Here is a 25,692-nt window from a genome sequence, read left to right on the forward strand (position 1 = left end):
CAGGCCGAAGCCGAGGCTGCTGCCGAAGCCGAACGCATGGCGGCCGAGGAAGAAGCACGCCGCCAGGCCGAAGCCGAGGCCGCCGGAGCTCAGGCTGCTGCCGAAGCCGGGCAGATGGCGTCCGAGCAGGGAGGCATGCAGCAGGAGGCCGAATCGGAGGCCGCTGCCGAAGCCGAGCCCGAGCTTGCCGATGAAGCCAGCGAAGAGATGGCGTCGGAAGCACCTGGTGAGGTGGTCGAGGCCGCGGAGGACCCGATCATCGCTCAGGCCGAAATGGACTTCATCATCCCGCGCACCGAGGAGAACATTGCTCGCCTGGGCAATGACCTCACGCCCATGGGCTCGATCCGGGCCGGCAACGCCGAAGGCACGATCCCGGCCTGGGACGGCGGGCTGACCCGGGAAGACTGGCCGGAAGGCTACCAGGTGGGTGACCGGCATCCGGATCCCTTTGCCGACGATGAGCCGCTGTTCACGATTACCGGCGAGAACTACCAGGAATACGCCGATCGCCTGTCGGCCGGCCAGATCGCCTTGTTCGAGCGCTACCCGGACACCTACTTCATGAAGGTGTACCCGACCCGTCGAAGCGCTTCCTTCCCGGAGCGGATCTACGAGGCAACCATCGACAACGCCGCGACGGGCCGACTGGTGGCCGACGGTGAAGGCGTCGAGGATGTCTACGAGGGCTTCCCGTTCGCGCTGCCGCAGAACGCCTATCACCTCATCTGGAACCACAAGCTCAAGTTCAAGGGCATCGGTGGGGCGCGCTACAACAATCAGGTCGTGCCGACGACCTCCGGCGCCTTCCAGCTCATCAAGCTGCGCGAGGAACTGCTGGGCCTGTATTACCAGGAAGGCATGACCATCGAGGACACCGGCAATATCCTGCTCTACTTCTTCCAGGAAGTGGAGTCGCCGGCACGACTGGCGGGCAACATCCTGCTGGTCCACGAAACCCTCAACCAGATTCGCCAGCCGCGCCAGGCCTGGATCTACAACCCCGGTCAGCGCCGCGTGCGTCGCGCGCCGAACGTGGCCTACGACAACCCGGGCACGGCGTCTGACGGTCTTCGCACCAACGACATGACCGACATGTTCAACGGTGCCATGGACCGCTACAACTGGGAAATCGTCGGCAAGAAGGAGATGTACATCCCGTACAACTCCTACGGCGCCCACAGCGGAGACATCACGCCCGACGACCTGGTTCGCCCAGGGCACCTGAATCCCGAACACATGCGCTATGAACTGCACCGCGTCTGGATCGTGGATGCCACCCTCAAGGAGGGCACGCGCCACATTCATCCGCGCCGTACGTTCTACCTGGACGAGGACAGCTACCAGATCGCCCTGACCGATCACTACGATCAGCAAGGCAACCTGTGGCGCGTGTCGGAAGCGCATACCATCAATTACTACGAGCTTCCGACCTACTGGTCGTCCATCCTGTCGCACATGGACCTGCAGTCAGGTCGCTACGTCGCGACCGGCCTGGATAACCAGGACCCGGTTCCCAGCTTCAACGTGAAGCTCGACCCGAGCAACTACACGCCGCAGGCGCTGCGCGTTCGGGGTCGACGCTGATTCGCGTCCAGTAATGGCAATCCAGCAGGGCCGGCCTCTTGGCCGGCCCTTTCGTCTCGGAGTTTCGTCCATGAGTCTATTCAAGCAGTTTGCGCTGGCCCTGCTCCTTCTGCCGGTTCTGCTCCAAGCGCAGGAGATCGAACCCAGACCTGCCGAACGCGTACCCCTTGCCGACGAGTCCCTGATCCTCGACGTCACGCGCGCAGGAGAGCGCTATGTCGCAGTGGGCGCTCGCGGTCATGTTCTTTTGTCGAGCGACGGCAAGGAGTGGGAGCAGGCCGAGGAGGTTCCGGTCCGGGCCACCCTCACGCGCGTCGAATTCGTGGGCGGCAGGTTGTGGGCAGTCGGTCACGACACGACCATCATCCACAGCACGGATCTGGGACGGACCTGGACGCTCCAGCACTTCAAGCCGCTCTGGGACGGACCCATTTCCGAGCAGCCGCTGCTCGACGTGCATTTCTTCGACGCCAATCGCGGCCTGGCCGTGGGTGCCTATGGACTGATCATGCAGACCGACGACGCTGGTCGGTCGTGGACGGCCACACACATGAGCGAGGTGATGACCTCCGAGGCCATCGAGTGGGAACAGCCCGAGCCTGAAGAAGAGATGGACCAGGGCGAAGATCCCGGCGATCAGTTCTACGATGCCTCGCAGGACTTCGACCGAGGTTGCTACGAGTTCATGGAATGCCATCTCAATGCCATCCTCGCCCTGGACGACCGGCGGGTGATGATCGCAGCCGAGGGCGGCTACGGCTTCCGCAGCGAAGACGGCGGCCAGAGCTGGGAAAGCTTCCGCTTTCCCTATCCGGGCTCGATGTTCGGCCTCTTGCCGGCCACCGGCGGCGTGATGGCCTATGGCCTTCGCGGGCACGTCCAGATGACCAACGACTTCGGCGATACCTGGGAAGAGCTCGATACGGGCGTCAACGCGACCCTGCACGGTGGTGCAGTGAATCCGGACGGCTTCCCGATCCTGGTGGGAGCCGGCGCCACGGTACTGACCTACAACCCGCACTCGGGTGCGTTCGAGGTTTCCCAGGACAGGTTGGGCAGCGACTACGCGTCCGTTGCTTTTGCCGAGGATGGCCAGATGATCCTGGCCGGAGAGGATGGACTGAAATATGAGTGATTCCAAGACAATGACCCGCCGAATCGCGGATGCCGTCTTCAGCGTCAGACCCCTGATTCTCCTCCTGTTCGTGCTCGGCACGGCTGCAATGGTCTACTACAGCCTGCAACTTCGTGTTGACGCGGGCTTCAAGAAGCAGTTGCCGCTCGAGCACGAGTACATGCAGACCTTCCTCGACTACGAGGAGAACTTCGGTGGCGCCAACCGCGTCATGGTCGCTCTGATCGATCGCGACGGCGACATGTTCACGCCGGAGTTCTTCCGCGCATTCGAGGAGCTCAGCGAGGACGTGCTCTATGTGCCCGGCGTCGATCGCTCGACGGGCCGCTCGATCTTTACGCCGAACGTGCGCTTCGTCGAGGTCGTCGAGGACGGTTTCGCCGGCGGCAACGTCATTCCGGCCGATTTCTCGCCCACGCCGGAAATGCTCGAGACCGTGCGCTCGAACATCATCAAGTCCGGTGAGGTCGGGCGCCTGGTCGCCGAAGACTTCTCGGGCGCCATGGTCTGGGTCAACCTGATGGAGGAAAACCCCGAGACCGGCGAGAAACTCGATTACCAGCAAGTCGCCGCGGAACTCGAGGAGATCCGGTCGAGGTTCGAGAACGAAGAACACGTAGTACGCATCATCGGTTTCGCCAAGATCGTCGGCGATGTGGCCGACGGGGCCCGCGGCGTGGTCATGTACTTCGGTGTCGCGTTCCTGATTACGGCCGTCATTCTGCTGCTCTACTCGCATTCGGTCTGGTTGACCGTACTGCCGTTGGTCTGCTCGGTCACCGCGGTCGTCTGGCAGCTCGGCCTGCTGAGCCTGCTGGGCTTCGGCATCGACCCGATGAACATCCTCACGCCCTTCCTGATATTTGCCATCGGGGTCAGTCACGGTGTGCAGATGATCAGCGGCTGGAACGCCGAGAAGCTGTTCGGGGGGTATTCGCCCATCGGCCTGGTGCAGGAAGGCATTCCGCTCGAACAGATCGAGCCCGTTTCGAGCCTGGAGGCTTCCAAGGCCGTGTTCGCCCGACTGCTGGCGCCGGGGGCCATCGCGCTGCTGAGCGACACCATCGGTTTCCTGACCATCCTGCTGATCAATATCCAGATCATCCAGGAGCTGGCGATCACGGCCAGCATCGGCGTGGCCGTGATCATCCTGACCAACCTGGTCCTGCTGCCCGTGCTGCTGTCCTACGTCAAGTTGCGCAACGAGGAGAAGAAGCGCCAGAAGCAGTATGAGCACAGCCAGAAGCCCAGCATCATCTGGGACTTCATGGCCAAGTTCACGAATCGGGGCGTGGCCGTGGTTGCCGTGATCGTCGGTATCGCGCTTTTCGCCGGTGCCTGGGTCAAGTCCCAGGAAATGCAGATCGGCGATTCCGAGGCCGGCGTTCCCGAGCTTCGCGAAGACGCCCGCTACAACCGCGACGCGCGTGCCATCCAGGAGCGTTTCTCGCTGGGCACCGACGTGATCAGCGTCATCGCCCAGACCGAAGCCAGCGCCTGCATCGAATCGCACCAGATCATGGAAGCGATCGACCGCTTCGCCTGGCACATGCGCAACGTCGAGGGCGTCCAGCGCGTGATCACGCTGCCGATGATCGCCAAGCAGGTGAATGCCGGATGGAATGAAGGCAACCTGCGCTGGCAGATCCTGCCGCGCGACCGCTACGCCCTGGCGCTGACCACGCAGAACATCCCGACCGACAGCGGTCTGCTCAACCGAGACTGCAGCGCCATGCCGGTGATGATCTTCACCGAGGATCACAAGGCCGAAACGATCGACCGCGTGGTCGCGCGTGCCCACGAGCTGCAAGCAGAGATCCAGATCGAGGAACTCGGCTACCAGCCCGGCGGCGAAGCGGCTCACGGCAACTGGCCCGAGGAGGGCGATCATCCCCCGCTGGTGTTCAGGCTCGCAACCGGCAACGTGGGTGTCATGGCGGCGACGAACCAGGAAGTGGCCGCGGCGCAAACGCCGATGCTGCTCTACGTCTACAGCGCCATCGTCGTGCTCTGCCTGATTACCTTCCGCACCGTGCTCGGCACGCTGTGTATCGTGCTGCCGCTGGTGCTGGTCAGCTACCTGGCGTACTCGCTGATGGCCTTCATGGGCATCGGCCTGAAGGTGAACACGCTGCCCGTCGTCGCCCTGGGCGTGGGCATCGGTGTCGACTACGGCATCTACATCTTCAGCCGTATGAAGGGCTTCCTGGATGCCGGTGTGGGGCTGGACGACGCGTACTACCGCACGCTGCGCCTGACCGGCCGGGCCGTGTTCTACACCGCCGTGACCCTGGCGGTCGGCGTGGGCACCTGGCTGTTCTCGGACCTGCAGTTCCAGGCCGACATGGGCCTGTTGCTGGCCTTCATGTTCATCTTCAACATGATCGGGGCGATGCTGCTGCTGCCGGCCCTGGCCCGCGTGCTGCTCGGCTGGCGCGAGGGCCGCAAGGCGGGCTGAGGGTAGTCGGTGGTCTGTGGTCGGTAGTCAGTCTGTTACTACCGACCACGGACCACGGACCGGCGCAGCCAATGAGCAAGTCCATTCCCATCGTCGTCCTGTCCTCCGGCGGCAAGGACAGCATGTACCTGGTCGAGACACTGCGCCGTGATCCCGCCTGGCGGATCGAGGCCCTGGTCACCACCGTCAACGAGACCAATGGGCGCGTGGCGATGCACGGTACGCCGAAGGTCTTGCTGCAAGCCCAGGCCGAAGCACTTGGCCTGCCCCTGACCGTTGTCGGCCTGCCCGAAGCCTGCGACAACCGGGAATACGAGAATCGACTGGCCAGGGCGCTGCGCCCTTTCAGAAGCCGCGGTGTCGAAACGATCGCCAGCGGTGACCTGTTTCTGGAAGATATCCGGCAATGGCGCGAGGCAAGCTTCCAGTGCATGGGCTGGCGAGTCGTGTTTCCCATCTGGGGCACACCCACCGACGAACTCGCCCGGCGACTCGTTCGCGAGCCATGGCGCGTCGTCGTCACGTGCATCGATACCCACGTCCTGCCGGAGCCCTTCCTGGGGGCGACGTTGGACGCGCGATTTCTCGATGCCCTGCCCGGGGGCGCGGACCCCTGCGGAGAGAACGGCGAGTTCCACAGCTTTGTCTGCAATGCACCCGGATTCAAGGCCGAAATCCCGCTTGCCAGGGGCGACACGGTGCTCGTTCACGATCGCTATCGGATGATTGACTTGCGCCACTAGTCTGGAGTCCAATCGGCTTTCCGTTGCGCCTGAGAGGTGTCGGATGTCGTTCGAAGCCGTCGTCGTTCTCGTCGTTCTCCTGCTGGTGTTCGTCAGCTTTGTGCGCGAACGATTCGCGCCGGACGTGACTGCCATGCTGGGCGTGGCCGCCTTGCTGATCGCCGGCGTGATGCAGCCCACCGAATTTCTCGATGCGTTTTCCAACCCCGCGCCGATTACCGTTGGCGCCATGTTCATCCTGTCCGCGGCTCTGGAGCGAACTGGGATCATCGACAGCATGGGTCGCATGGTCGCGCGACTGAGCGGAACCAGCTGGCTTCGTACCATGCTGGTCACGATGGTCAGCGTGATGGGGCTGAGCGCCTTCATCAACAACACGCCGGTGGTAGTCATCATGATTCCGATTCTCCTGGCAGTCTCCAGGAGCAACGACCTCGCGGCGAGCAAGCTGCTCATTCCGTTGTCCTACGCCTCGATTCTCGGCGGCACCTGTACGCTGATCGGAACGTCCACGAACCTCCTGGTGGACGGCGTGGGCCAGGAGCTGGGCATGGCGGGTTTCGGCATCTTCGAGATCACCGGAGCCGGCCTGGTCATGGCGGGCGTGGGGATGAGCTTCCTGCTGCTGGCGGGAAAGTGGTTGCTGCCCGAGATCGGGGACGACAAGGGGCGACTGCGCGAGGCGCTCCGCGAGCGCCGCTTCGTCTCGGAACTGGTCGTCACCCCCGAGTCCGACTACGACGGGCGGACGCTTGCAAGTACGCGGCTGGTCAGGACGCACGGTAACGTGGTGCTCGGCGTCAATCGGGACGACTTCGCGCTCCGCGAAGCGCCGGAGAAACTCATCCTGAGGCCGGGCGACCGGATCATCGTGGAGAGTACCCTCGACGAGCTCGTCACGCTGTCCCGACTGGAGGAGTTGTCCGCTCGCGACCGCGAGGCTCTATCTCCGACGGCAGACGAAGACAGCCTCGAGATGGCCGAAGTGGTTCTCGGGGCGGACTCCTCCCTGATCAATCAACCGATCGACGAACTGGACCTGAGGGAGCGCCTCGGCGTGGACGTCATCGCCGTGCACAGACCGCGCAAGATCAGGACGACGCACTTCGGAAAGATGCGGCTTCACGCCGGCGACACCCTGCTGCTCGGCGGCCTGGCCAGGGGGATCGAACGCGCCTACCGCGCTCGCGAATTCGCCGGCCTGACCTTGCCCAGGGTCAAGGGCTACAAGCGAGGCAAAGCATGGATCGCGGTCCTGGCCATGCTGTTGGTCATGCTGCTGGCGGCCCTGAACGTCATGCCCATCGTCGCGCTGGCCATCATCGCATCGGTGGCCGTTGTCGCCTCGGGGTGCCTGAGTTCGCGCGAAGCCTATCGCTCGGTGGAGTGGTCGCTCCTGGTACTGATTTTCGGCATGCTCGCGATCGGCGGCGCCATGCAGTCCAGCGGCGCGGCCGCCTTGATTGCGAACCAGGTTGCCGACCTTGCCGGCCCCCTGGGGCCACTGGGGATGCTCGCACTGATCTACCTGGTCACCTCGCTCATGACCGAGACCATGAGCAACAATGCAGCGGTCATCCTGATCACGCCGATCGCCTATGGACTGGCCAGTTCACTCGGCTACGACCCGCGTCCTTTCGTCGTCGCGGTCATGTTCGCCGGCAGCGCCAGCTTCGCCACACCCATCGGTTATCAGACCAACACGCTCGTCTATCAGGCCTGCGGCTACCGTTTCATGGACTTCGTGCGCATCGGCGTGCCGATGAACTTGCTGATGTGGGCGACCGCGGTGCTGGTCATTCCCCTGTTCTGGCCGCTGGTTCCCTGACCGCCGTTTCCTCGACCAGGCGGCATACGAAGCGAATGCCATCGACGATGCGCGGGGTGGGTCGTACCAGGCGTTCGGGGTCGACGGACTCGAGACGGGTACGCCCCTCTCGGACCATCCGGGTGTCGCGCCAGGTCGAAAGCGGGTCGGTGTCCGGATCGTTGATGCCGGCAATGATCAGATCGGGGGCTCGCGAGATGACCGCCTCACGGTCGATGGCGGCGGCTTCGACGTCGAGATCCTCGAAGGCGTTGCGCGTCCCGCAGGCCTCGAAAACCTCGGTGATCACGTGCGGCCGGCCCAGGGTGAAGAGCGGGCGGGCCGAGACCTGGTAGAAGATGGAGACTTCGCCATCTTCGCGATGGCGCTCGCGCAACGCGCGGAGTTCGCGGCGATAACTTTCGGCGGCCTCCTGCGCGCGCTCTTCCGTACCGAGCCGCCGGCCGATCCGTTCCAGGGCGTCGCCGATGTCGGATAGGCTCCGGGTCTCGACCCACAAGACCTCGATTCCCAGGGATTCCAGCCGGGCGGCCACCGCCTCGGGTGTCCCGCCCGTCCAGGCCAGGGCCAGGTCCGCATCGAGCCCGAGAATCGTCTCCAGGTCGAAGCGAAAGGCATCGCCGATCCGGGGCAGGGCGTTCGCCGCCTCGGGCCAGTCGCTGTAGGCCACGACACCCACCAGCCTGTCCCCCGCGCCCGCCGAGTAAGCCAACTCCGTCAAATGCGGCGCCAGACTCACGACGCGCAGCTTCTCTCCCGCAGGCTCACCCGCCCGGGCCAAGGGCAGCATGGCCAGAAGCAGCGCACACATCGCTAATGCCCACCCCTGAAACTGGCGTGAAGCGCCATCCCGGACCTGATCCGGGACCTTCCCGATGAAACCTGAAACCCGAAACCTCAAAACACTAGATCTGATACGCATAGGCCAGCGTCAGCGTCAGCACAACCCACAACACCAGCATCAAGGGCAACCCGACCCGCACGAAGTCGTTGAACTTGTAGCCGCCGGCGTTCATGACCAGCAGATTCGTCTGGTAGGCCATGGGCGTGGCGAAGCTCAGGTTCGAGCCGAACAGGACGGCCAGCACGAAGGGCTCGGCCGGCAGCATCAGCTGCTGGGCAAGGCTGATCGCAATGGGTGTTCCGATCACCGCCGCGGCGTTGTTGGACACCACGTTGGTCAGCGCCGCCATGGACAGCATCAGCAGGCCCAGGATGGCCCAGGAGGGAATGCCGAAGCTCAGCGACAGAAAGATCTGCGCGATCCAGTCGGCGCCGCCGGTGCGCATCAGGGCTGCACCCATGGCCAGGGAGGCGACGATGATCATCACCACCTGGATCGACAGGGCGTTCATCGCTTCCTTCCAGTTGAGGCAGCGGGTGAGCAGCATGGCCAGCACGCCGGCCACCGCGCTGATGGCGATCGGCAGGATGCCGAACGCGGCGATCGCCACCACCAGCACCATGATGCCCAGCGCGATCGGCGCCTTGGAGGTCTTGGGCAGGTTGACCGAGCCGTCGAGCACCAGCAGGTCGCCGCCTTCCTTGAGCTGGTTCAGGCGTGAACTGGGCGACTGCACGAGCAACACGTCGCCGGAGCGAAGCACCGTGTTGTCCAGGCCGGTCGAGCGCGTCTGGTCCTCGCGGTTGTAGCGGTGCAGGGCCAGCAGCCTGAGCCCGTAGCGCGACAGCAGCCGGGCCTCGCTGATCCGCGAGCCCACCAGGCGGGACTGGGGCGTGACCGCGACTTCGGCAATTTTCTGGTCGCCGGGGCCGAGCGGATGGGCGTCATCGACTTCGACATCGCCGGAGAACAGCCGGCCGCCGAGCAGATGGGCATACTCGCGCAAGTTGTCTCGCGTGGCGGTAGTGGTGATGCGATCGCCGGCCTTGAGCGCCACGTCGGGCAGCGGCGTGACGAAGACGCCGGGGCCGCGCTGGATCTTTTCCACCTTCATGTTGCCGCCGGAGCGATCGATGGCTTCCGCCAGGGTCTTGCCGACGACCTCGCTGGATTTTCCCAGGCGGATCTGGGCGGTGTACAAGCGCTTGACCGTTGACTGCATCGGCGCCTGTCGTTCCGGGATCAAGCGAGGTGCGATCAGCCACAGGTAGAGAACGGACACGGTGCCCGCGATCGCCGCAGGCACGATGAAATCGAACATTCGAAAGGGCGCCACGCCCATGTCGGCCGCCACGCTGACCACCAGCAGGTTGGTCGAGGTGCCGATGGTCGTCGACATGCCGCCGACGATGCTGATCAGGCCCACGGGCAGCAGCATGCCGGAAGGAGACTGTCCCGTTCGCATGGCTACGCCGATCAGGATCGGTAGCAACATCACGACGATCGGCGTGTTGTTGATGAATGCGCTCAATACGGCGCAGACCAGCAGCGTGGCCAGCATCGACAGGGCCGGCGCCTTGCGCCAGGAAATCGCCAGGCCGCGCCCGACCGGTTCGAGTGCGCCCGACCGGATCAGCCCGTGGCCGAGGATCATCAGCGAGCACACGGCGATCAGGGCCTGGTGGCCGAATCCGGCATAGAAATCGGTGGGGCTGAGCTCGCGCCCGTCCGGCCCGACGTAGGGAAAGACCTGGAAGCCGATGGTGAGTATGGCCAGCACGACCAGCGAGCTGGTCTCGAGCGGAATCCGGTCGCGCGAGAACAGCACCAGGGCCAGCAGAACCAGCAGGAGCACGCCGAGTGCATGGTAGTTGGGGAGTGCGAGGCTCATAGCTTGCCGATTTTACGCACAAACGCCCGCCACGGCGTCAGCCGCCGGCAGAGGCCAGCTGGCTTTCGAGCGCCTTGAGCGATTCCACCGGCGGCAGGCAGCGCTGCCCGAGACAGGCCATGGCAACGGCCTCCCGCTTGCCGGCGAGCGGCCGGAGGCTTTCGGGCAGGTCATCGGGCGGCAGGTCGCCGCCCAGCCGGTAGACGTCGAATCGGTCTGTGGCGGCCAGCTTCCGGTGCCATTCGGCCACGGGATCGTCGGGACCTGCGAGCAGCACCTGTGGCCGGGGATGCTCGAGACTGTTCCAGGCGCGCACCAGCGTGGCGTGGGCCATGGCCGAGCGTTCGATATCGCCGCGGGCGGCATCGACCGCCTTGTGGGCCGCATCGACCAGCGCCGGGTCGCCGCACAGGTGGCCCAGCCGCGCGAGACCGACGACGGCCAGGCCGGCCCCTGCCGGCGTGGCATCGTCGGCGTGCGCCAGCGGGCGGGTCAGCAGGCTCTCGTAGTCGCGGGGCGTGAGATACAGCGCGCCGCTGGTCTCGTCGGCGAACTGACCCACGATGCGTCGGCCGATGCGCCGGGCCAGGTTCAGCCAGCGGACCTCGAATCGCCAGGCCAGTAATTCCAGGCAGGCCGCCAGCACGCTCGCGTGCTCGTCGAGCAACGCCGTCTGCGCGCTGCGTCCGCCGCGCCACACCGCGCGCGGCGGTTCCTGACCGAACAGGTTTACCGCCACGCTGTCGAGCGCCTTTGCGGCGCCTTCCAGCCAGTCTTCGCGGCCGAGCAGCCGGCCGGCGACGGCCAGGTTCTCGATCATCAGACCGTTCCAGTTGGCCAGCATCTTGTCGTCGCGGCCCGGGGCGGGCCGTTCCTGACGTGCCTCCAGCAGCCGTTTGCGGGCCGACTCGAGGCGGCGGTCGATTTCGGCTTCGCTCAGGTCTTCCCGGACCAGCTCGCCCCGCGAGCGGGCGATCACCAGGTGCCAGTATTCGCTCTCGAAATTCGGCGGGCCGTCCAGGCCGAAGCGGGCGCTGAACAGTTCCTGCTCGTCGGAGGTCAGGCGCTCGGCCACCTCCTTGCGCGTCCACACGTACCAGGCGCCTTCACCGTCTTTGTTGTCGGCGTCCAGGCTGGCCGCGAAGCCGCCGCTTTCCAGACTCATCTCGCGCTCGAGCCATTCGACCAGGCGCTCGCACACGGCCTGGAAGTCCCTCCGTTGCCAGCGCCGGGCGGCGCGGGCATAGAGCCCCAGCAGCAGGGCGTTGTCCGACAGCATCTTCTCGAAATGCGGGATTTCCCACACCGCGTCGACGCAGTAGCGGAAGAAACCGCCGCCGAGCTGGTCGTGCAGGCCGTGCCGCGCCATGGCGGTGAGCGTGTCGCCGAGCATCTGGGCGGGGTGCTCGCCCTCGATTTCAGCCAGCGCGGCCAGCAGCGGCGCCTGCGGGAACTTGGGTCCGCCGCCGAAGCCGCCGTTGTCGCGGTCGAAGCGCGCGCCGGCCTCGGCCGTCAGCGACTCGAGGGCCGATTCCAGGTCCGCCTCGCCTCCCGGGCGGGGCGTGGCCACCGCCTGCAGTGCCTCCTGGACCTGCAGGTGCTGCTGGCGCAACTCCTCGCGTCGCGTCGACCAGACCTGGTGGATGCGCTCGAGCAGGTCGCCGAAGGCGATCATGCCGTGGCGCGGCTCGGGCGGGAAATAGGTGCCGGCGAAGAACGGCGCGTGGCTGGCCGGGTCGAGGAAGACGGTCAGCGGCCAGCCGCCGCCGCGGCCGGTCAGCAACTGGTGGGCGAGTTGGTAGATCCGGTCGAGGTCCGGGCGTTCCTCGCGGTCGACCTTGATGTTGACGAAGAACGCGTTCATGCGCTCGGCGATCTCGTCGTTCTCGAAGCTTTCGTGCGCCATCACGTGGCACCAGTGGCAGGCGCTGTAGCCGATCGACAGCAGGATCGGCCGGTCGAGCGTGCGCGCCATGGCCAGCGCTTCGCGATCCCAGGGCTGCCAGGCCACCGGGTTGTCGGCGTGCTGGAGCAAGTAGGGGCTCAGGGCTTCGCCCAGGCGGTTTTCGGTCGCTTCGTTGGTCATGGGGGCATGGTAAGGGTTTCAGTGTTCAGGTTTCAGGTTTCAGGAAAGGAGGGTTCGGGGTTCGGGAAACCGCTGTGGTAGGTTTTCATCTGGATTGAGGGGTTTGGAGGTTTGTGATGATTCCAGTGAGGGTTTGTGTAGCGATTCTGGTTGTGGTGTCGATGTCTCTTGCGATGGCCGGCTGGGCTGGTGATCGGCTGGAATTCGAGGCTTCGGAGCCGGAGTTGCTACCCGACCCGGATTGGGGGCCTTATTTGCTTTCCGAAGAAGGCTACGAGGATTTTGCTGAAGGCGCGCAAGGCCAAGACTACATGGTCACCCTCGACGCGTTTCCCGAAACGCCTAAGCCGTTGCTGGGCTATGGGTTCAACTTCGTCTACGGTGGGAAGAATCGCAGCTTTGCGGTCTTCGGTTCGGAAAGTGAAGGTTACACCCTGTATGCCGATGTGGACTCGGACGGCAGCCTTGCCGACGAGGCGGCTTGGTCACTCGATTCGAGCGAAGGGCGTTATGCCGTTGACTTCGAGACGACCGATTCCGGACAGGCGGCCGGAAAGCCGGTGGCGTTTCCGATCCTTTCCCGTTTCGTGATATTCCCCGACGGGATTGATGACTCCGGGCGCCCGGCCGGCGTCTGGCATTCGGAAACGGTAAGGCGCGGCCGAGTCGTCGTGGATGGCTTGTCTGTTCCCTTCGAGTTGTACGGCCGAGCCGGTCGTTACGATTACCCCAGTCAGACCATCTGGTTCGACCTCGATGCCGACGGCGAGGGCGGCGAGTCGCGTGAATCGCCCGAACTCTTTCGCAACCGCGATGGGTACGTCAACCTCGGTGAGCAAAGCTATGCCTTCAGCGTCGATCCTTTCGGGCGTCACCTGGAGTTGATTCCCGAAAGCGAAAGGCTTCCCGACCGCCAGGCTCTGAAAGAGGGGCACCCGGCGCCTGATTTCCAAACGACGACCATCGACGATCGTTCGATCCGGTTGGCTGATTACAAGGGGAAGGCTTTGCTGCTTTACTTCTGGGCAGACTGGTGTGGCCCCTGCCACAGTGAAGCGCCGAGGCTGGCCGAGATTGACAGCACCTGGAGCGACCGGGGGCTGCAGATCCTTGGCATCACGACCGACGAAGAAAGCACGATCGAAGCGTTCACGTCCGAACACGGCCAGTCCTGGCCGCAGATCAGCGAAGGTTTTGACGGGGCCGTGCATCGCGCCTATCGGGTCGCCGCCTACCCGACCAAGTACCTGGTCGATCCGCACGGGGATCTGCTCTGCGGCGAGCAGGGGCCGTCATTCTGGACGGAATGCTGGCCGAAGGCGGAAGCAGTCCTGCCGTCGGGCGCTGACTGAGCACCTGCAGCGCTTGCTGTTCGCGGTGCCGCGGATACTGCGGGCTCAATCCGGGAGCGCTCTTCTGCGATAATCCGGTTCATGAACCAGTCCGAATTCTATTTCCACCGCATCGATCCGGTGGCCGTCGAGATCGGCGGCTTTGCCATCTACTGGTACAGCCTGATGTATCTCGTGGCTTTCGGCGCCTTCTGGCTGCTGGGCCGGTACCGGGCGCAGCGCGATGACACGCCCCTGAAGCCCCACCAGGTCGGGGATTTCCTGTTCTGGGGGGTAATCGGGGTCATCGTCGGCGGCCGGCTGGGCTACGTGCTGTTCTACGGCTTCGACCAGCTGATGGGCGACCCGCTGTTCCTTTTCCGGATTCGCGACGGCGGCATGAGTTTCCACGGCGGGCTGGTCGGCGTACTCGTGGCGATCTGGGCTTACGGGCGCCATCTCGGCTGCGGCTTTCTCCGCCTGGGCGATTTCACCGCCCCGCTGGTGCCGATCGGCCTGGCCGCCGGGCGCCTGGGTAATTTCATCGGCGGGGAGCTGTGGGGGCGGACCACGGACGTGTCCTGGGCGATGATCTTTCCGGAATCGATCCAGGCCGGCGGGAGAACGTCGCCCACGCTCTACCAGCAGTATCTCGGCGGCGCCCTCGACGAGTTCGCCCGTCACCCGTCCCAACTCTACCAGGCCGCACTGGAGGGCCTGGCCCTGTTCGTGATCCTGTGGATCTACTCGGCCCGCCCGAGACCCACCGGCGCGGTCGGCGGCGCCTTCCTGGCCGGCTACGGTGTGTTCCGCTTCATCGCCGAGTTCTACCGCGAGCCCGATGCGCACCTGGGCTACGTCGCCCTCGACTGGATGACCATGGGGCAGATTCTCTCGCTGCCGATGTTCATCGCCGGCGTGGCCCTGATGGCCTGGGCCTATCGGAGCCGCGCATGAACAATTACCTCGACCTGCTTCGTCACGTGCGCGAGAACGGCACGCGCAAGGACGATCGCACCGGCACGGGGACGCTGAGCGTCTTCGGTCACCAGCTGCGCTTCGATCTCTCCGAAACCTTTCCGCTGGTGACCACCAAGAAGCTCCACCTGCGCTCGATCATCCACGAGCTGCTGTGGTTCCTTCGCGGCGACACCAACATCGGCTACCTGAAAGAGCACGGCGTGAAGATCTGGGACCAGTGGGCCGACGAGACCGGCAGCCTGGGCCCCATCTACGGTGCGCAGTGGCGATCGTGGCCGGCGCCGGACGGAAGAACGATCGACCAACTCGACGAAGTGGTCGAGCAGATCCGGCAACGGCCCGACTCTCGCCGGCACGTGGTGTCGGCCTGGAATCCGGCCGACCTGCCGGACGAGTCAGTCTCACCGCAGGAGAACGTCCGCGCCGGGCGCATGGCCCTGGCCCCGTGTCACTGCCTTTTCCAGTTCCATGTTGCCGACGGGCGACTGAGCTGCCAGCTCTACCAGCGCTCGGCCGATTGCTTCCTGGGTGTGCCCTTCAATATCGCCAGCTATTCGCTGCTGACCCTGATGGTGGCGCGCGTGACGGGCCTGGCGCCCGGCGAATTCATCCACACCTTCGGCGATGCGCACATCTACCTCAACCATCTCGAGCAGGTCGACGAACAGCTTTCGAGAACGCCTTTCCCGGCGCCGCGCATGTACATCGACAACGATCGCGGGCGACTGGGCGATTTCGTCTACCAGGACTTCAGGCTGGAAGGTTATCGCTCGCACCCGGCCATCCGGGCGCCGATCGCCGTGTAACGACGATCGGCGCCTTCGGGCGTTCAGGTGCCCGCGAAAGCGTCCGGCCCGTCGACATCCGAGAGTTTGCGGAATACGGCCAGGGCCGCACCCACGAACAGGGCCATCGACACCCAGAGCCCGGAGAGGAAGCCGACGGTGCCTTGCGACCATGCTCCGGCGAAGTAGTCGATACCGGCCTCGGCGCCGGGCATGGGCGCGAAGCTCATTCCGTACATGGCCGTGTAGTGCATGCCGCAGACCGCAAGGCCCATCAGCAGCGGGCTGAGCAGACGCTTGACGCCGCGCCAGTGCACGATGATGCGCAGCGCGACCGTGGCCGCGACGACGGCAATCCCGATCGACAGCGCGATGATGGCATTGTCGTGGGTCATCGTCATGGGCATGCGCATGGCCGTCATGCCCAGATAGTGCATCGCGGCCACGCCGAGTCCGAAGACCACGCCCGCGGTCAGCCAGGCGACGATGCTGTCGCGCCAGCGATGGGCCACGAACAGTCCCATGCCGGAAAGCAGGATGGGCAAGCCCAGCGAGAGTAGGGTGGTACTCACATCGTAGGTGACCGGGCCTTCCATTCGGAAGGCGAGCATGCCGGTGAAATGCATGGCCCAGATGGCGCAGCCGCCGAAGATGATCGCGGCCAGCGACAGCCAGCCGAAGTTGATCCGCCCGTCGCGCTCGACGATGAAATCGGCGAGATAGAGACTGATCAGGGCACCGATGACCGAAATGACATAGGACAGGCCGACCAGCGCCAGATCGTGGCTGGCGATGAATGCTTGCATGGGTTTCCCCTTCCCTTGGCGTGTGATTGATGCGGCCTATGCCGCTCGAGAGCCTCATAGTCGCGCATAGGCTTCGGTGTCCTGTGAATGCCGGCTCCGCGTTCGGTGATGCGGGCTGTCCCCGAGTCTTCTCGGGCGGGGCTAAGATGGTGGCGAGAACTTCAACGAGGACGAGGCGTGACGGAAATCACCCTGGTGGCCGCGATGGCCAGAAACCGCGTGATCGGCGACGAGGGCGGCATGCCCTGGCACTTGCCGGCCGATCTGAAACACTTCAAGGCGGTCACGATGGGCTGCCCCGTCGTGATGGGGCGGCGCACCTTCGAGTCGATCGGCAGGCCGCTGCCAGGGCGGACCAATATCGTGATCAGTCGCTCGCGACCCGAGTTGCCCGACGGTGTCGTGCTCGCTGGCGGGCTGGACGAAGCCATCGAGCGAGCCGGGGCACAACGGGTGATGGTCATCGGGGGCGGTCAGGTCTATCGCGAGGCACTCCGGCGCGCCGACCGGATGGAGTTGACCCTGATCGATGCGGTGGTCACCGGTGACACCGTCTTTCCGGAATGGCCGGCCTCCGAATGGCGCCTGGCCGCGATGCAGGCCCGCCCGTCCGACGAGGCCAACGCCCACAACCTGGTGTTTGCGACCTTCGAGCGGGCCGCTTCGCGCGATTGATTGATCCTGAAGGTACAATAGCGGGCCCGCCGAGGTATTACTGATGGCAGCCGCTTTTCGTTCCAACGCCAACCTGGACCAGTACTGGCCGGACAAGCGCCGCGTCACGATCGTGGGCGCGGTCTGGAACCTGCTGCTGGCGATCGGCAAGATCGCCGCCGGTATCGTCGGTCACTCGCAGGCGCTGATCGTCGACGGCATTCATTCCCTGTCCGACATGGTCAGCGATGCGGTGGTGCTGGTGGCCGCACGCTGGAGCGCGATCGAGGCCGATCACAACCACCCCTACGGTCACGGGCGGATCGAAACCGTCGCCACGGCCATCGTGGGCGTGCTCCTGCTGGCGGTGGCCATTGGCTTCATCGTCGATGCCGTGCTCAGGTTGCTCGATCCCGAGCGCCTGATGCAGCCCGGCTGGCTGGCCCTTTGGGCCGCCGCCGCCTCGGTCGGCATCAAGGAGATCCTGTTCTGGTACACGCGGCGGGTGGCGCGGCATTCGCGTTCGAACCTGATCATGGCCAATGCCTGGCACCACCGTTCCGACGCGCTTTCCTCGATCGTCGTCATCGCCGGCGTGATCGGCGCGATGGGCGGGTTCCTCTGGCTCGATGCCGTGGCGGCCATCCTGGTTGCCGGCACCGTGGCCGTCATGGGCGGGCGTTTCGCCTTCGATTCCCTCGTCGAGTTGGTCGACACCGCCGTGCCGCCGCGGGAACAGAAGCAACTGGCGAAGATCATCCTGTCGGTCGACGGCGTGCAGGACTTTCGCGATCTGCGCACGCGGCTGATGGGCGGCCAGATTTTCATGGACGTGTGCATCCTGCTCGATCCGCAACTGACGCTCGACGAGGCCAACCGCGTCGCCGCCATGGTGCGAACCCGGCTGTTGAGCGAATCGACCGAGGTCTTCGACGCCGTCGTCAGCGTCGCGCCCCTGCGCGCGCCCCGGATGCGGCGCACGGCCTGATGGCGCGCACGATCTTCATCGGCGACCTGCAGGGTTGCTGCGCGCCTTTCGAGAAACTGCTGGACCGACTCCGCTTCGATCCCGCGACCGATCGTCTCCGCCTGGCCGGCGACCTGGTCAATCGCGGCGGCGAGTCGCTGGCCACGCTTCGCCTGGCGCACTCCCTGCGCGATGTCTCCACCACGGTGCTCGGCAATCACGACCTGCACCTGCTGGCCTATGCGAGCGGGCAACTGGGAAAGTCCAACGACGAATTCGAGGCGATCCTGGACGACGAACGCGGCCCCGAACTGCTTGACTGGCTTCGAGCGTGCCCGTTGATCTGGTTCGACGAAGCATCCGGGCTGGCCATGGTCCATGCCGGTGTCGATCCGCGCTGGGGGCCGGCGCAGGCCCGTGAATGCGCGATCGAGGTCGAGCGCGCCCTGACCGAATCACCGTCGGAGTTCTTCGCCGGCATGTACGGCGACGAGCCGGACCGCTGGCAGCCCGACCTGCCCGAGATCGAGCGCTTGCGCACCATCACCAACGTGCTCACGCGCATGCGCTTTTGCAGCGCCGACGGCCGTCTGGACCTGGCCACGAAGGGCGGCGCCGAAAGTGCCCCGCCGGGATTCGGGCCCTGGTTCCAGCATATGCACCCCGACTGGCGTGACTGGACGCTCGTGTTCGGCCACTGGTCGCAGCTGGGGCTCTATCAGGGCGACGGAGTGATCTGCCTGGACAGCGGCTGCGTCTGGGGCGGGTCGCTTTCGGCGCTGGTCGTCGAAGACGGTGGACGGCGCATAGAATCGGTCGACTGCGCCGGCGCTTGAGACGGCCGATTCAGCGCCCGGCCAGGGCCGCCAGTACCGGCGCCATCTCGGGCCGGCGCGACGTCCAGATCTCGAAAGCCAATGCGGCCTGGCCGACCAGCATCCCCAGCCCGTCGTGCACCGGCAGCCCGTGCGCACCGCACCATCGTGAGAACGTCGCTTGGGCCGGGCCGTAGTTGAGGTCGTAGGCGACGGCGGAGTCTGCAAGCCAGTCGCGTTCGAGCGGTGGCAGGGCGTCGGCGTGGCCAGCGCTGGTTGACTGGATCAGCAGGTCGAAATCGCTCCCCGGGTCGGATTCGAACCCGGCGCCGTCGATCGTGCCGAGATGGGAGAACTTCTCGGCCAGTCGCTCGGCGCGGTCGGCGGTGCGATTGATCAGGTGAACACAGGCGGGCTCGCGCGCGAGCAGCGGCCCGAGAATGCCGGCCACCGCGCCGCCGGCGCCGACGATCAGGATGCGTCGTCCGGCCGGGTCGATGCCGAGGCGGTCGAAATCGAGCAGGAGGCCCGCACCGTCGGTGTTGTAACCGTGCCAGCCGTCATCGGCCAGGCGCAGCGTATTGACCGCGTGCGCCTGTCGGGCCGGGCGATCGATACGCGTACAAAGTTTCAGACCCGTCTGTTTGAGCGGAACGGTCAGGTTGGCACCGGTCCCGCCGCTGCCCCGGAAAGCGGCCAACCGATCCGGCAGTTCGTCGACACCCGATTCGATTGCTGAGTACTCGACGTCGATCCCGAGCTGCTCACCGAACAGGCGATGAATTCGCGGCGACAGGCTGTGCGCCACCGGCTGGCCGAAGACTGCCAGTCTTACTATCGGAGTGCTCACAGGGCGTGAGGGAATGAAAAGAAAAAATTGTCCACAGATGAACACAGATGAACACAGATGAAATAAGGAAAAGCAAAGAGACCTGACTCATTTCCCTGGGCGAGTGCCTTCATCTTCGTTGCAGATTTTATTGTTTTCAAAATCAGTGTTTATCTGTGTTCATCTGTGGACAAATAGATTTTAATGTTTTAGCGCTTTAGCCCTTCAACAAACTGGCGGCTTCCAGGGCAGCGTAGGTGAGGATGCCGCTGGCGCCGGCGCGTCGGATCGAGGTCAGGGTCTCGAGCAGGACCTTGTCGTTGTCCAGCCAGCCCCGTTCGGCCGCGGCCTTGAGCATGGCGTACTCGCCGGAGACGTGATAGGCGAAAGTCGGCACGCCGAAGGTTTCGTGCACGCGGCGGATGATGTCGAGGTAGGGCAGGGCCGGCTTGATCATCACCCAGTCGGCGCCCTCCTCGAGATCCAGCTCCACTTCGCGCAGGGCCTCGTCGCTGTTGCCCGGGTCCATCTGGAAGCTCTCCTTGCCGGACTTGCCCAGGTTGCCCGCCGAGCCAACGGCATCGCGGAACGGCCCGTAGTAGCTCGAGGCGTACTTGGCCGCGTAGCTGAGGATCAGGGTGTTGACGTGGCCGTCGGCCTCGAGTTGCTCGCGGATGGCGCCGATGCGGCCGTCCATCATGTCCGAGGGCGCCACCACGTCGGCGCCGGCCTCGGCGTGGGACATCGCCTGGCGGACCAGGGCGTCGACGGTGCGGTCGTTGAGCACGTAGCCGTCGGCGTCGACGATGCCGTCGAGGCCGTGGCTGGTGTAGGGGTCGAGCGCGACATCGGTGATCACGCCAAGCTCCGGGAAACGCGCCTTCAGGGCCTTGACGGTCTCGGGCACCAGCCCGTCCTCGCGCCAGGCCTCGGCGGCGTCGGTGCTCTTGCGCTCGGCCGGTACCACGGGGAACAGCGCCATGGCCGGAATGCCGGCCGCCAGGCAGCGCTCGGCCAGCTCGAACAGGCCGTTGCGCCCGACCCGTTCGACCCCGGGCATGGACTCGACCGCCTCGCGGCCCTTTTCGTCTTCCAGCACGAAGGCCGGCAGGATCAGGTCAGCGGGCGAAAGCCGCGTCTCGCGCGCCAGGTCGCGGGCGAATCGGCTCGCGCGCGTACGGCGCATTCGGGTATCGGGGAAGGGCATCGTTGCTCTGGTGGTTTGCGATCCCGGCATTATAAATCGCGGCGCCCGGCGTCGCCGCCGCGGTGCTTGCTGGTTTTTTCGCTCCTTCGTTCATTCGTTCATTCGTTCTCTCGTTCCGGCACGTTGAGCACTGGGGGCATTGATGAGGTTGGTGCCGCCAACAGCCAACGCCCCGAAACAAAAAACCAAAAAACCAAAAAACCAAGAAGCCAATAAGCACGACCTCGACGCCGGGATGCTAATCTCAAGTCATGCCAGCCTCCATCCGCATTCCCGAAATGCGCGCATCCGAGCCGGTCGACGTGCCGGCCGGTGACATTGCCCGGCTGGCCGGGTTCATCGACGCCCACGATCGCCTTGCCGTGCTGACCGGCGCCGGCATCTCCACGCATTCGGGTATTCCCGCCTACCGCGACGGCAGCGGGCGCTGGCTGCAGCGCCGGCCCATTCTCTTCCAGGACTTCATGCGCTGCGAGCACACCCGCCGGCGCTACTGGGCGCGCAGCTACTTCGGCTGGCCGGTGATGGCGAAGGCCGCGGTCAACGCCGCGCATGAGGCGCTGGTGGCGCTCGAGCGCGGCGGGCGGCTGGCGAAGGTGATCACCCAGAACGTCGACGGCCTGCACAGGCGCGCCGGGCAGGCGGGCCTGGTCGAACTGCACGGGCGCCTCGACCGCGTCCATTGCCTGGACTGCGGCACGGTCGGCTGCCGCGCGGAACTGCAGCGGCGGCTGGCCGAGCTCAACCGAAACTGGACCGCCGATGTGCAGGGCATCAACGCCGACGGCGACGCCCGGCTGGACGATTCCGACTGGCCGGGCTTTCGTGTGGCCGGCTGCCCGGCCTGCGGCGGCACGCTCAAACCGCAGGTCGTGTTCTTCGGCGAAACCGTGCCGCGTCAAACGCATGAAGCGGTCGGTGAGGCCTTGTCGCGGGCCACCGCGCTGCTGGTGGTGGGCAGTTCCCTGGTGGTCGGTTCGGCCTATCGCCTGGTGCGCGATGCCGCCGCTCGCGGTTTGCCCGTGGCGGCCGTCAATCGTGGCCGCACGCGGGCCGACGAGTTGCTGGCCTTCAAGGTCGACGCCGGTTGCGAGACGGCGCTGTCGGCGGCCGCCGATCTTTGCCTGGGGCGGGCTTCAGGCCGCGGTCGATAGCCCCGGCGCGACGCCCGCGGCGAGCGCGTCGAAGTAGTCGCGCGTGAGATCGAGCTGTTGGCGCGCGGATTCGGCGCGGTTGACCACCTGGCGAAATCCGGCGTTCTCGGCGCGATCCCGCGCATACCAGCCCAGATGCTTGCGGGCGATGCGCACGCCGCGGTGCTCGCCGTAGAAGTCGTAGAGCGCCTCGAGATGGCCGAGCAGGATGTCGCGCACTTGCGCAACCGGCTTTTCGGGGAGGCGCTCACCGGTGGCCAGGAAGTGGGCGATCTCGCCGAAGATCCAGGGGCGCCCCTGGGCGGCGCGGCCGACCAGCAGGCCGGCGGCGCCCGTGATTCTGAGCACCTCGCGCGCCTTTTCCGGAGAGTCGATATCGCCGTTAGCCCACACCGGGATGCGCCGCTCGGCGACGATTGCCGCGATGGTGTCGTATTCCGCGCGTCCCTGGTATTTCTGGTCGCGCGTGCGGCCGTGGATCGCGAGTGCGGCAATGCCGGACTCTTCGGCAATGCGGGCGATGGTCGGACCGTTGCGGTGTTCAGCGTCCCAGCCGGTGCGCGTCTTGAGGGTGACCGGCACGTCGACGGCGGCCACCACCGCCTCGAGGATCCGCGCGACCAGGGCCTCGTCGCGCATCAGGGCCGAGCCGGCCCAGGCCTTGCAGACCTTCTTGGCCGGGCAGCCCATGTTGATGTCGATGATCTCGGCGCCGTGATCGACGTTGTATCGGGCCGCCTCGGCCATGCGTTCGGGCACGGTGCCGGCGATCTGCACGCTAACCGGGCCGGGTTCGCCGTCGTGGTCCATTCGTTCGCGGGATTTGCGCGTGTGCCACAGCGAGGGATCGGAGGTCGTCATCTCCGAGGTGGCCAGGCCGGCCCCGAGTTGGCGGCACAGCAGGCGGAACGGCTTGTCGGTGACGCCGGCCATGGGCGCCAGGCCGAGCGCGGGCGCGATCCGGTGACCGCCTATCGGGAGAGCGGCGCCGGTCGTCGATGTGTCGTCAGCAAAGGCCATGGCTCATTGTAGGATGCGCGATAGATTGATTTCACTTACCGGGTCGATCCCGGAAACCGAGCCTATGAGCCCCGGACAGGAACGACGCCGCTTCCACCGATTTCCGTTCCACGCCGACTGCGAACTCGTGGACGACGAGGGTCGGCCGCGCGCCTGCGAATTGCTCGATCTGTCCATCAACGGAGCGCTCGTCGAACTGGATCGTCCCGGCGACTTCGACTCGGCGCGTGCGGGCGACCTGACGCTGAAACTCCGCGGCCTGTCGGACGGCACCCGGGCGGAAATCGTCGTCGACGTGAAGGCGCTGAGGGTCGAGCAGCGCCGCGTGGCCTGCCGCTTCCTGCACATCGACCCGGACAGCTTCGAGAACCTCAAGGACCTGATTGCCGCCAATCTCGGCGACCTGTCGATGCTCGACCGCGAACTGACCCAGCTCGACTACTGGCCCGGGTTGTCCATTTCACCCAGCGCGGCCTGACGATCCCCGGGCAGAAGCCAGCCGGCCATCACGGCCTCGAGTTCCTCGACCCCCTGTCCGGTCACCGCAGAGAACAGCTGCACGCCGACGCTCTCGTCGACCATCCTGCGAACCTTCATCAGGGCCTCCTTCTGCTTGCCGCGACCGAGCTTGTCGGCCTTGGTCAACACGAGGTGCAGCGGCAGGCCCCGGTCGGCCGCCCAGTTGGCCAGGTCGACGTCGCCCGGTTTGAGCGGATGGCGCACGTCCATGACGATCAGCAAGCCGGCCAGCGCCTCGCGCTTTTCGAGGTAGCCCTGGATCAGTCCCTTCCAGTGTTTCTTGAGATCGCCGCCGACCCGGGCGAATCCGTAGCCGGGCAGGTCGACCAGGTGACGGGTCTCGTCGAGGCGAAAGAACACCAGTTGCCGGGTCCGGCCGGGCGTTCGGCTGGTCCGGGCCAGTGATTTCTGCCCGCACAGGCGGTTGATGAGGCTCGACTTGCCGGCATTGGAGCGTCCGGCGATGGCGACTTCCGCGCCGATATCGGGCGGCAGCTGCGGTCGGTTGTGAACGCTGATCAGGTATTCGGCCCGCCTGAGCAGCGACTGGACGGATTCCATGGGGATTGGTGCTGGCACGGCAGAAGCTGAGAGGCGATAATATCAGGTTCAGACTTCCAATCAGGAGAAGGATCCAAATGGCTCGATTCTTGGTGATGCTGCTTGCATCGGCGCCGCTGCTGGCCCAGGCCCAGGTTGTCGGCGACCCCGAAGCCGGCCAGGAGAAGGCGGCAGTTTGCGCCTCCTGTCACGGCATGGACGGCAATTCACAGGTCAGCATCTGGCCCAAACTCGCCGAGCAGCATGCCGGTTACGCTGCGCGCCAGTCGCGGCTCATCCGGGAGCAGGAGCGGAACGTGCCGGAGATGTACCCCATCGTCGCCGACATGAGCGACCAGGACCTGGCCGACATCGCTGCCTACTACGAGCAGCAGGCCCTCAAGCCCGGCGTGGCCGACGAAGCCCTGGTCGATGCCGGTGAGGCGATCTACCAGGCGGGCAATCCCGAATCGGGTGTTCCGGCCTGTGCCGCCTGCCACGGCCCGTCCGGAAGCGGCATCAAGGGTGCCTATTATCCGCGCCTGGGCGGCCAGCACGCCGACTACACGCAGAAGCGCCTGCAGGACTACCGCAACGGCGTGACCAGCGGCGAGGACGACCCGTACAGCAAGATCATGGTGGCCGTCGCCGAGAACATGACCGACGAGGAAATCCAGGCGGTCAGCTCCTACATCGAGGGGCTGCACACGGCGCGCTGGTAAGCTGGATCGACAAGGCCCATAGTGGAACTCGCTCGACCCGGGCGGGTCTGATTGGGCCATACAACCACTACAAACGCGGAGTACCCAATGCGCAAGTATCTGCACCTGATGGCAAGCGCGGTCGTGCTGTTTTCCGGCTCGCTGATGGCACAGGAGTTCCAGGAAGGGCAGCACTTCCAGAAGATCGGCAGCCCCGTCGCCACGCCCGACGACAAGGTGGTCGTGACCGACGGTTTCGCCTACCCCTGTGGCGCCTGCCGCCGCTTCCTGCCGTACGTCGGTTCCTGGGCGGAGAACACGCCGGACTACGTCGAGGTCGAGCACCTGCCCATCGCGCTCCAGCCGGGCTGGGACCTGTTCGTCCGCGCCTACTACACGGCCCAGGTCATGGGCATCGCGGAGGAAACGCACGAGGCGATGTTCAAGGCGGTCCACGACGAGCGCCGTCAGTTCCGCAGCTTCGAGGACATCGCCGACTTCTATGCCGAGCACGGCGTGGAAGCCGAAAGCTTTCTCAACACCGCACAGTCCTTTGCCGTGGACGCTCGCATTCGACAGAATCGGAACGACGTGCGCACCTTCGGCATTCGCGGAACGCCGGCGGTCATCGTGCAGGGCAAGTGGCGGGTGAGCCCCAACGGCTTCAGCAGCTATGACGAGATGCTGGCCGCTGTCGACTATCTGGTCCAGCGCGAAGCCGAAGCCCTGGGCCTTGGACAGGACGCGGAGACCCCGGAAAGCGACGAAGCGGCTTCGTCCGAACAGGCTGAAGAAGCCTCCAGCTGATCGT

Annotated in this window: 23 protein-coding genes; 15 read left to right on the forward strand and 8 right to left on the reverse strand. The window is 65.5% G+C overall.

The genetic code is table 11. The annotated features are described in order from the left end of the window. From DZC52_RS08630 to DZC52_RS08650, 5 genes are all read left to right on the forward strand, one after another. On the forward strand, positions 1–1,587 hold a 1,587-nt coding region (locus DZC52_RS08630; protein ID WP_220338316.1), incomplete at its 5' end, for a DUF1329 domain-containing protein. Positions 1,588–1,657: 70 nt separating this feature from the next. After that, entirely contained in the window at positions 1,658–2,722 is a 1,065-nt protein-coding gene (locus DZC52_RS08635) for a WD40/YVTN/BNR-like repeat-containing protein (RefSeq protein ID WP_116650737.1), read from the forward strand. After that, positions 2,715–5,180 (forward strand): efflux RND transporter permease subunit, encoded by a 2,466-nt coding sequence (locus tag DZC52_RS08640; RefSeq protein WP_116650738.1) that lies wholly within the window; start codon positions 2,715–2,717, stop codon positions 5,178–5,180. Before DZC52_RS08635 ends, DZC52_RS08640 begins: the two co-directional genes overlap by 8 nt. A 71-nt stretch (positions 5,181–5,251) precedes the next feature. Beyond that, entirely contained in the window at positions 5,252–5,923 is a 672-nt protein-coding gene (locus tag DZC52_RS08645; RefSeq protein ID WP_116650739.1) for a Dph6-related ATP pyrophosphatase, read from the forward strand. A gap of 43 nt (positions 5,924–5,966) precedes the next feature. Then, positions 5,967–7,751, forward strand: coding sequence for an SLC13 family permease (locus DZC52_RS08650; protein ID WP_116650740.1), 1,785 nt, complete (start codon positions 5,967–5,969; stop codon positions 7,749–7,751). On the opposite strand, the gene DZC52_RS08655 is transcribed toward DZC52_RS08650, so the two are convergent. The 3 genes from DZC52_RS08655 to DZC52_RS08665 all read right to left on the reverse strand — a co-directional run bounded on the left by DZC52_RS08655 (position 7,720) and on the right by DZC52_RS08665 (position 12,572). Further along, entirely contained in the window at positions 7,720–8,562 is an 843-nt protein-coding gene (locus DZC52_RS08655) for a cobalamin-binding protein (RefSeq protein WP_181918856.1), read from the reverse strand. The genes DZC52_RS08650 and DZC52_RS08655 overlap by 32 nt on opposite strands. Before the next feature lie 94 nt (positions 8,563–8,656). Beyond that, positions 8,657–10,486, reverse strand: coding sequence for an SLC13 family permease (locus DZC52_RS08660; RefSeq protein WP_116650742.1), 1,830 nt, complete (start codon positions 10,484–10,486; stop codon positions 8,657–8,659). Between the two features lie 37 nt (positions 10,487–10,523). After that, entirely contained in the window at positions 10,524–12,572 is a 2,049-nt protein-coding gene (locus DZC52_RS08665) for a thioredoxin domain-containing protein (RefSeq protein ID WP_116650743.1), read from the reverse strand. Between the two features lie 161 nt (positions 12,573–12,733). Between DZC52_RS08665 and DZC52_RS08670 the strand changes: the two genes are divergently transcribed. From DZC52_RS08670 to DZC52_RS08680, 3 genes are all read left to right on the forward strand, one after another. Then, positions 12,734–13,924: a peroxiredoxin family protein gene (locus tag DZC52_RS08670; RefSeq protein ID WP_181918857.1), complete on the forward strand. Its 1,191-nt coding sequence runs from the start codon at positions 12,734–12,736 to the stop codon at positions 13,922–13,924. A gap of 81 nt (positions 13,925–14,005) precedes the next feature. Further along, on the forward strand, positions 14,006–14,860 hold the full coding sequence (gene lgt / locus DZC52_RS08675; protein ID WP_116650745.1) for a prolipoprotein diacylglyceryl transferase: 855 nt from the start codon (positions 14,006–14,008) through the stop codon (positions 14,858–14,860). Then, on the forward strand, positions 14,857–15,690 hold the full coding sequence (locus DZC52_RS08680; RefSeq protein ID WP_116650746.1) for a thymidylate synthase: 834 nt from the start codon (positions 14,857–14,859) through the stop codon (positions 15,688–15,690). Before lgt ends, DZC52_RS08680 begins: the two co-directional genes overlap by 4 nt. Positions 15,691–15,713: 23 nt before the next feature. On the opposite strand, the gene DZC52_RS08685 is transcribed toward DZC52_RS08680, so the two are convergent. Beyond that, positions 15,714–16,475: an MHYT domain-containing protein gene (locus tag DZC52_RS08685; protein ID WP_116650747.1), complete on the reverse strand. Its 762-nt coding sequence runs from the start codon at positions 16,473–16,475 to the stop codon at positions 15,714–15,716. Between the two features lie 177 nt (positions 16,476–16,652). Here DZC52_RS08685 and folA point away from each other — a divergent pair, with 177 nt between their 5' ends. Genes folA through DZC52_RS08700 form a run of 3 tightly spaced genes read left to right on the forward strand, consistent with a single transcriptional unit; the run spans position 16,653 to position 18,932 of the window. Next, the gene (gene folA, locus DZC52_RS08690; protein ID WP_245960791.1) at positions 16,653–17,150 is read left to right on the forward strand and encodes a type 3 dihydrofolate reductase; all 498 of its coding nucleotides are present in this window, start codon (positions 16,653–16,655) and stop codon (positions 17,148–17,150) included. A 43-nt stretch (positions 17,151–17,193) separates the two neighbouring features. After that, a complete protein-coding gene (locus DZC52_RS08695) occupies positions 17,194–18,117 on the forward strand; it encodes a cation diffusion facilitator family transporter (RefSeq protein ID WP_116650749.1) in 924 nt (307 codons plus the stop codon). Further along, positions 18,117–18,932 carry a symmetrical bis(5'-nucleosyl)-tetraphosphatase gene (locus DZC52_RS08700; RefSeq protein WP_116650750.1) on the forward strand — a complete coding sequence of 272 codons (816 nt, stop codon included), beginning with the start codon at positions 18,117–18,119 and terminating at the stop codon, positions 18,930–18,932. Before DZC52_RS08695 ends, DZC52_RS08700 begins: the two co-directional genes overlap by 1 nt. A 10-nt stretch (positions 18,933–18,942) precedes the next feature. Here the strand turns inward: DZC52_RS08700 and aroE are convergent, their stop codons facing one another. Both aroE and hemB read right to left on the reverse strand, forming a co-directional pair. Further along, complete coding sequence (aroE, locus tag DZC52_RS08705) at positions 18,943–19,761, reverse strand: shikimate dehydrogenase (RefSeq protein ID WP_220338317.1); 819 nt, start codon at positions 19,759–19,761, stop codon at positions 18,943–18,945. Positions 19,762–19,957: 196 nt separating this feature from the next. After that, complete coding sequence (gene hemB / locus DZC52_RS08710; RefSeq protein ID WP_220338318.1) at positions 19,958–20,977, reverse strand: porphobilinogen synthase; 1,020 nt, start codon at positions 20,975–20,977, stop codon at positions 19,958–19,960. A gap of 221 nt (positions 20,978–21,198) precedes the next feature. Between hemB and DZC52_RS08715 the strand changes: the two genes are divergently transcribed. Continuing rightward, positions 21,199–22,101 carry an NAD-dependent protein deacetylase gene (locus tag DZC52_RS08715; protein WP_116650752.1) on the forward strand — a complete coding sequence of 301 codons (903 nt, stop codon included), beginning with the start codon at positions 21,199–21,201 and terminating at the stop codon, positions 22,099–22,101. Here DZC52_RS08715 and dusB read toward each other — a convergent pair. Then, positions 22,084–23,121, reverse strand: a complete 1,038-nt coding sequence (gene dusB / locus DZC52_RS08720) for a tRNA dihydrouridine synthase DusB (protein ID WP_116650753.1) — start codon at positions 23,119–23,121, stop codon at positions 22,084–22,086. The genes DZC52_RS08715 and dusB overlap by 18 nt on opposite strands. A 64-nt stretch (positions 23,122–23,185) precedes the next feature. Here dusB and DZC52_RS08725 point away from each other — a divergent pair, with 64 nt between their 5' ends. Next, positions 23,186–23,599, forward strand: coding sequence for a PilZ domain-containing protein (locus tag DZC52_RS08725; RefSeq protein ID WP_181918858.1), 414 nt, complete (start codon positions 23,186–23,188; stop codon positions 23,597–23,599). On the opposite strand, the gene yihA is transcribed toward DZC52_RS08725, so the two are convergent. Further along, positions 23,560–24,201: a ribosome biogenesis GTP-binding protein YihA/YsxC gene (gene yihA / locus DZC52_RS08730; RefSeq protein ID WP_116650755.1), complete on the reverse strand. Its 642-nt coding sequence runs from the start codon at positions 24,199–24,201 to the stop codon at positions 23,560–23,562. The two genes, DZC52_RS08725 and yihA, sit on opposite strands and share 40 nt — an antisense overlap. A 77-nt stretch (positions 24,202–24,278) precedes the next feature. Here yihA and DZC52_RS08735 point away from each other — a divergent pair, with 77 nt between their 5' ends. Both DZC52_RS08735 and DZC52_RS08740 read left to right on the forward strand, forming a co-directional pair. Beyond that, a complete protein-coding gene (locus DZC52_RS08735; protein WP_116650756.1) occupies positions 24,279–24,902 on the forward strand; it encodes a c-type cytochrome in 624 nt (207 codons plus the stop codon). Between the two features lie 87 nt (positions 24,903–24,989). Then, positions 24,990–25,688, forward strand: coding sequence for a thiol:disulfide interchange protein DsbA/DsbL (locus DZC52_RS08740; RefSeq protein ID WP_116650757.1), 699 nt, complete (start codon positions 24,990–24,992; stop codon positions 25,686–25,688). The last annotated feature ends 4 nt before the right edge of the window (positions 25,689–25,692 follow it).

It is taken from the genome of Wenzhouxiangella sediminis, from assembly GCF_003410055.1.
In the GTDB taxonomy this organism is placed as follows: domain Bacteria; phylum Pseudomonadota; class Gammaproteobacteria; order Xanthomonadales; family Wenzhouxiangellaceae; genus Wenzhouxiangella; species Wenzhouxiangella sediminis.

What these genes read in the sequence shown, in the direction of transcription:
- DZC52_RS08660 (WP_116650742.1), bottom strand. Translation starts at nt 10,486, where the DNA reads ATGAGCCTCGCACTCCCCAACTACCATGCACTCGGCGTGCTCCTGCTG.
- DZC52_RS08635 (WP_116650737.1), top strand. Translation starts at nt 1,658, where the DNA reads ATGAGTCTATTCAAGCAGTTTGCGCTGGCCCTGCTCCTTCTGCCGGTT.
- DZC52_RS08640 (WP_116650738.1), top strand. Translation starts at nt 2,715, where the DNA reads ATGAGTGATTCCAAGACAATGACCCGCCGAATCGCGGATGCCGTCTTC.
- DZC52_RS08670 (WP_181918857.1), top strand. Translation starts at nt 12,734, where the DNA reads ATGTCTCTTGCGATGGCCGGCTGGGCTGGTGATCGGCTGGAATTCGAG.
- DZC52_RS08700 (WP_116650750.1), top strand. Translation starts at nt 18,117, where the DNA reads ATGGCGCGCACGATCTTCATCGGCGACCTGCAGGGTTGCTGCGCGCCT.
- DZC52_RS08740 (WP_116650757.1), top strand. Translation starts at nt 24,990, where the DNA reads ATGCGCAAGTATCTGCACCTGATGGCAAGCGCGGTCGTGCTGTTTTCC.
- DZC52_RS08655 (WP_181918856.1), bottom strand. Translation starts at nt 8,562, where the DNA reads ATGTGTGCGCTGCTTCTGGCCATGCTGCCCTTGGCCCGGGCGGGTGAG.
- lgt (WP_116650745.1), top strand. Translation starts at nt 14,006, where the DNA reads ATGAACCAGTCCGAATTCTATTTCCACCGCATCGATCCGGTGGCCGTC.
- DZC52_RS08665 (WP_116650743.1), bottom strand. Translation starts at nt 12,572, where the DNA reads ATGACCAACGAAGCGACCGAAAACCGCCTGGGCGAAGCCCTGAGCCCC.
- dusB (WP_116650753.1), bottom strand. Translation starts at nt 23,121, where the DNA reads ATGGCCTTTGCTGACGACACATCGACGACCGGCGCCGCTCTCCCGATA.
- DZC52_RS08685 (WP_116650747.1), bottom strand. Translation starts at nt 16,475, where the DNA reads ATGCAAGCATTCATCGCCAGCCACGATCTGGCGCTGGTCGGCCTGTCC.
- DZC52_RS08645 (WP_116650739.1), top strand. Translation starts at nt 5,252, where the DNA reads ATGAGCAAGTCCATTCCCATCGTCGTCCTGTCCTCCGGCGGCAAGGAC.
- hemB (WP_220338318.1), bottom strand. Translation starts at nt 20,977, where the DNA reads ATGCCGGGATCGCAAACCACCAGAGCAACGATGCCCTTCCCCGATACC.
- yihA (WP_116650755.1), bottom strand. Translation starts at nt 24,201, where the DNA reads ATGGAATCCGTCCAGTCGCTGCTCAGGCGGGCCGAATACCTGATCAGC.
- DZC52_RS08695 (WP_116650749.1), top strand. Translation starts at nt 17,194, where the DNA reads ATGGCAGCCGCTTTTCGTTCCAACGCCAACCTGGACCAGTACTGGCCG.
- DZC52_RS08650 (WP_116650740.1), top strand. Translation starts at nt 5,967, where the DNA reads ATGTCGTTCGAAGCCGTCGTCGTTCTCGTCGTTCTCCTGCTGGTGTTC.
- DZC52_RS08680 (WP_116650746.1), top strand. Translation starts at nt 14,857, where the DNA reads ATGAACAATTACCTCGACCTGCTTCGTCACGTGCGCGAGAACGGCACG.
- DZC52_RS08725 (WP_181918858.1), top strand. Translation starts at nt 23,186, where the DNA reads ATGAGCCCCGGACAGGAACGACGCCGCTTCCACCGATTTCCGTTCCAC.
- DZC52_RS08735 (WP_116650756.1), top strand. Translation starts at nt 24,279, where the DNA reads ATGGCTCGATTCTTGGTGATGCTGCTTGCATCGGCGCCGCTGCTGGCC.
- DZC52_RS08715 (WP_116650752.1), top strand. Translation starts at nt 21,199, where the DNA reads ATGCCAGCCTCCATCCGCATTCCCGAAATGCGCGCATCCGAGCCGGTC.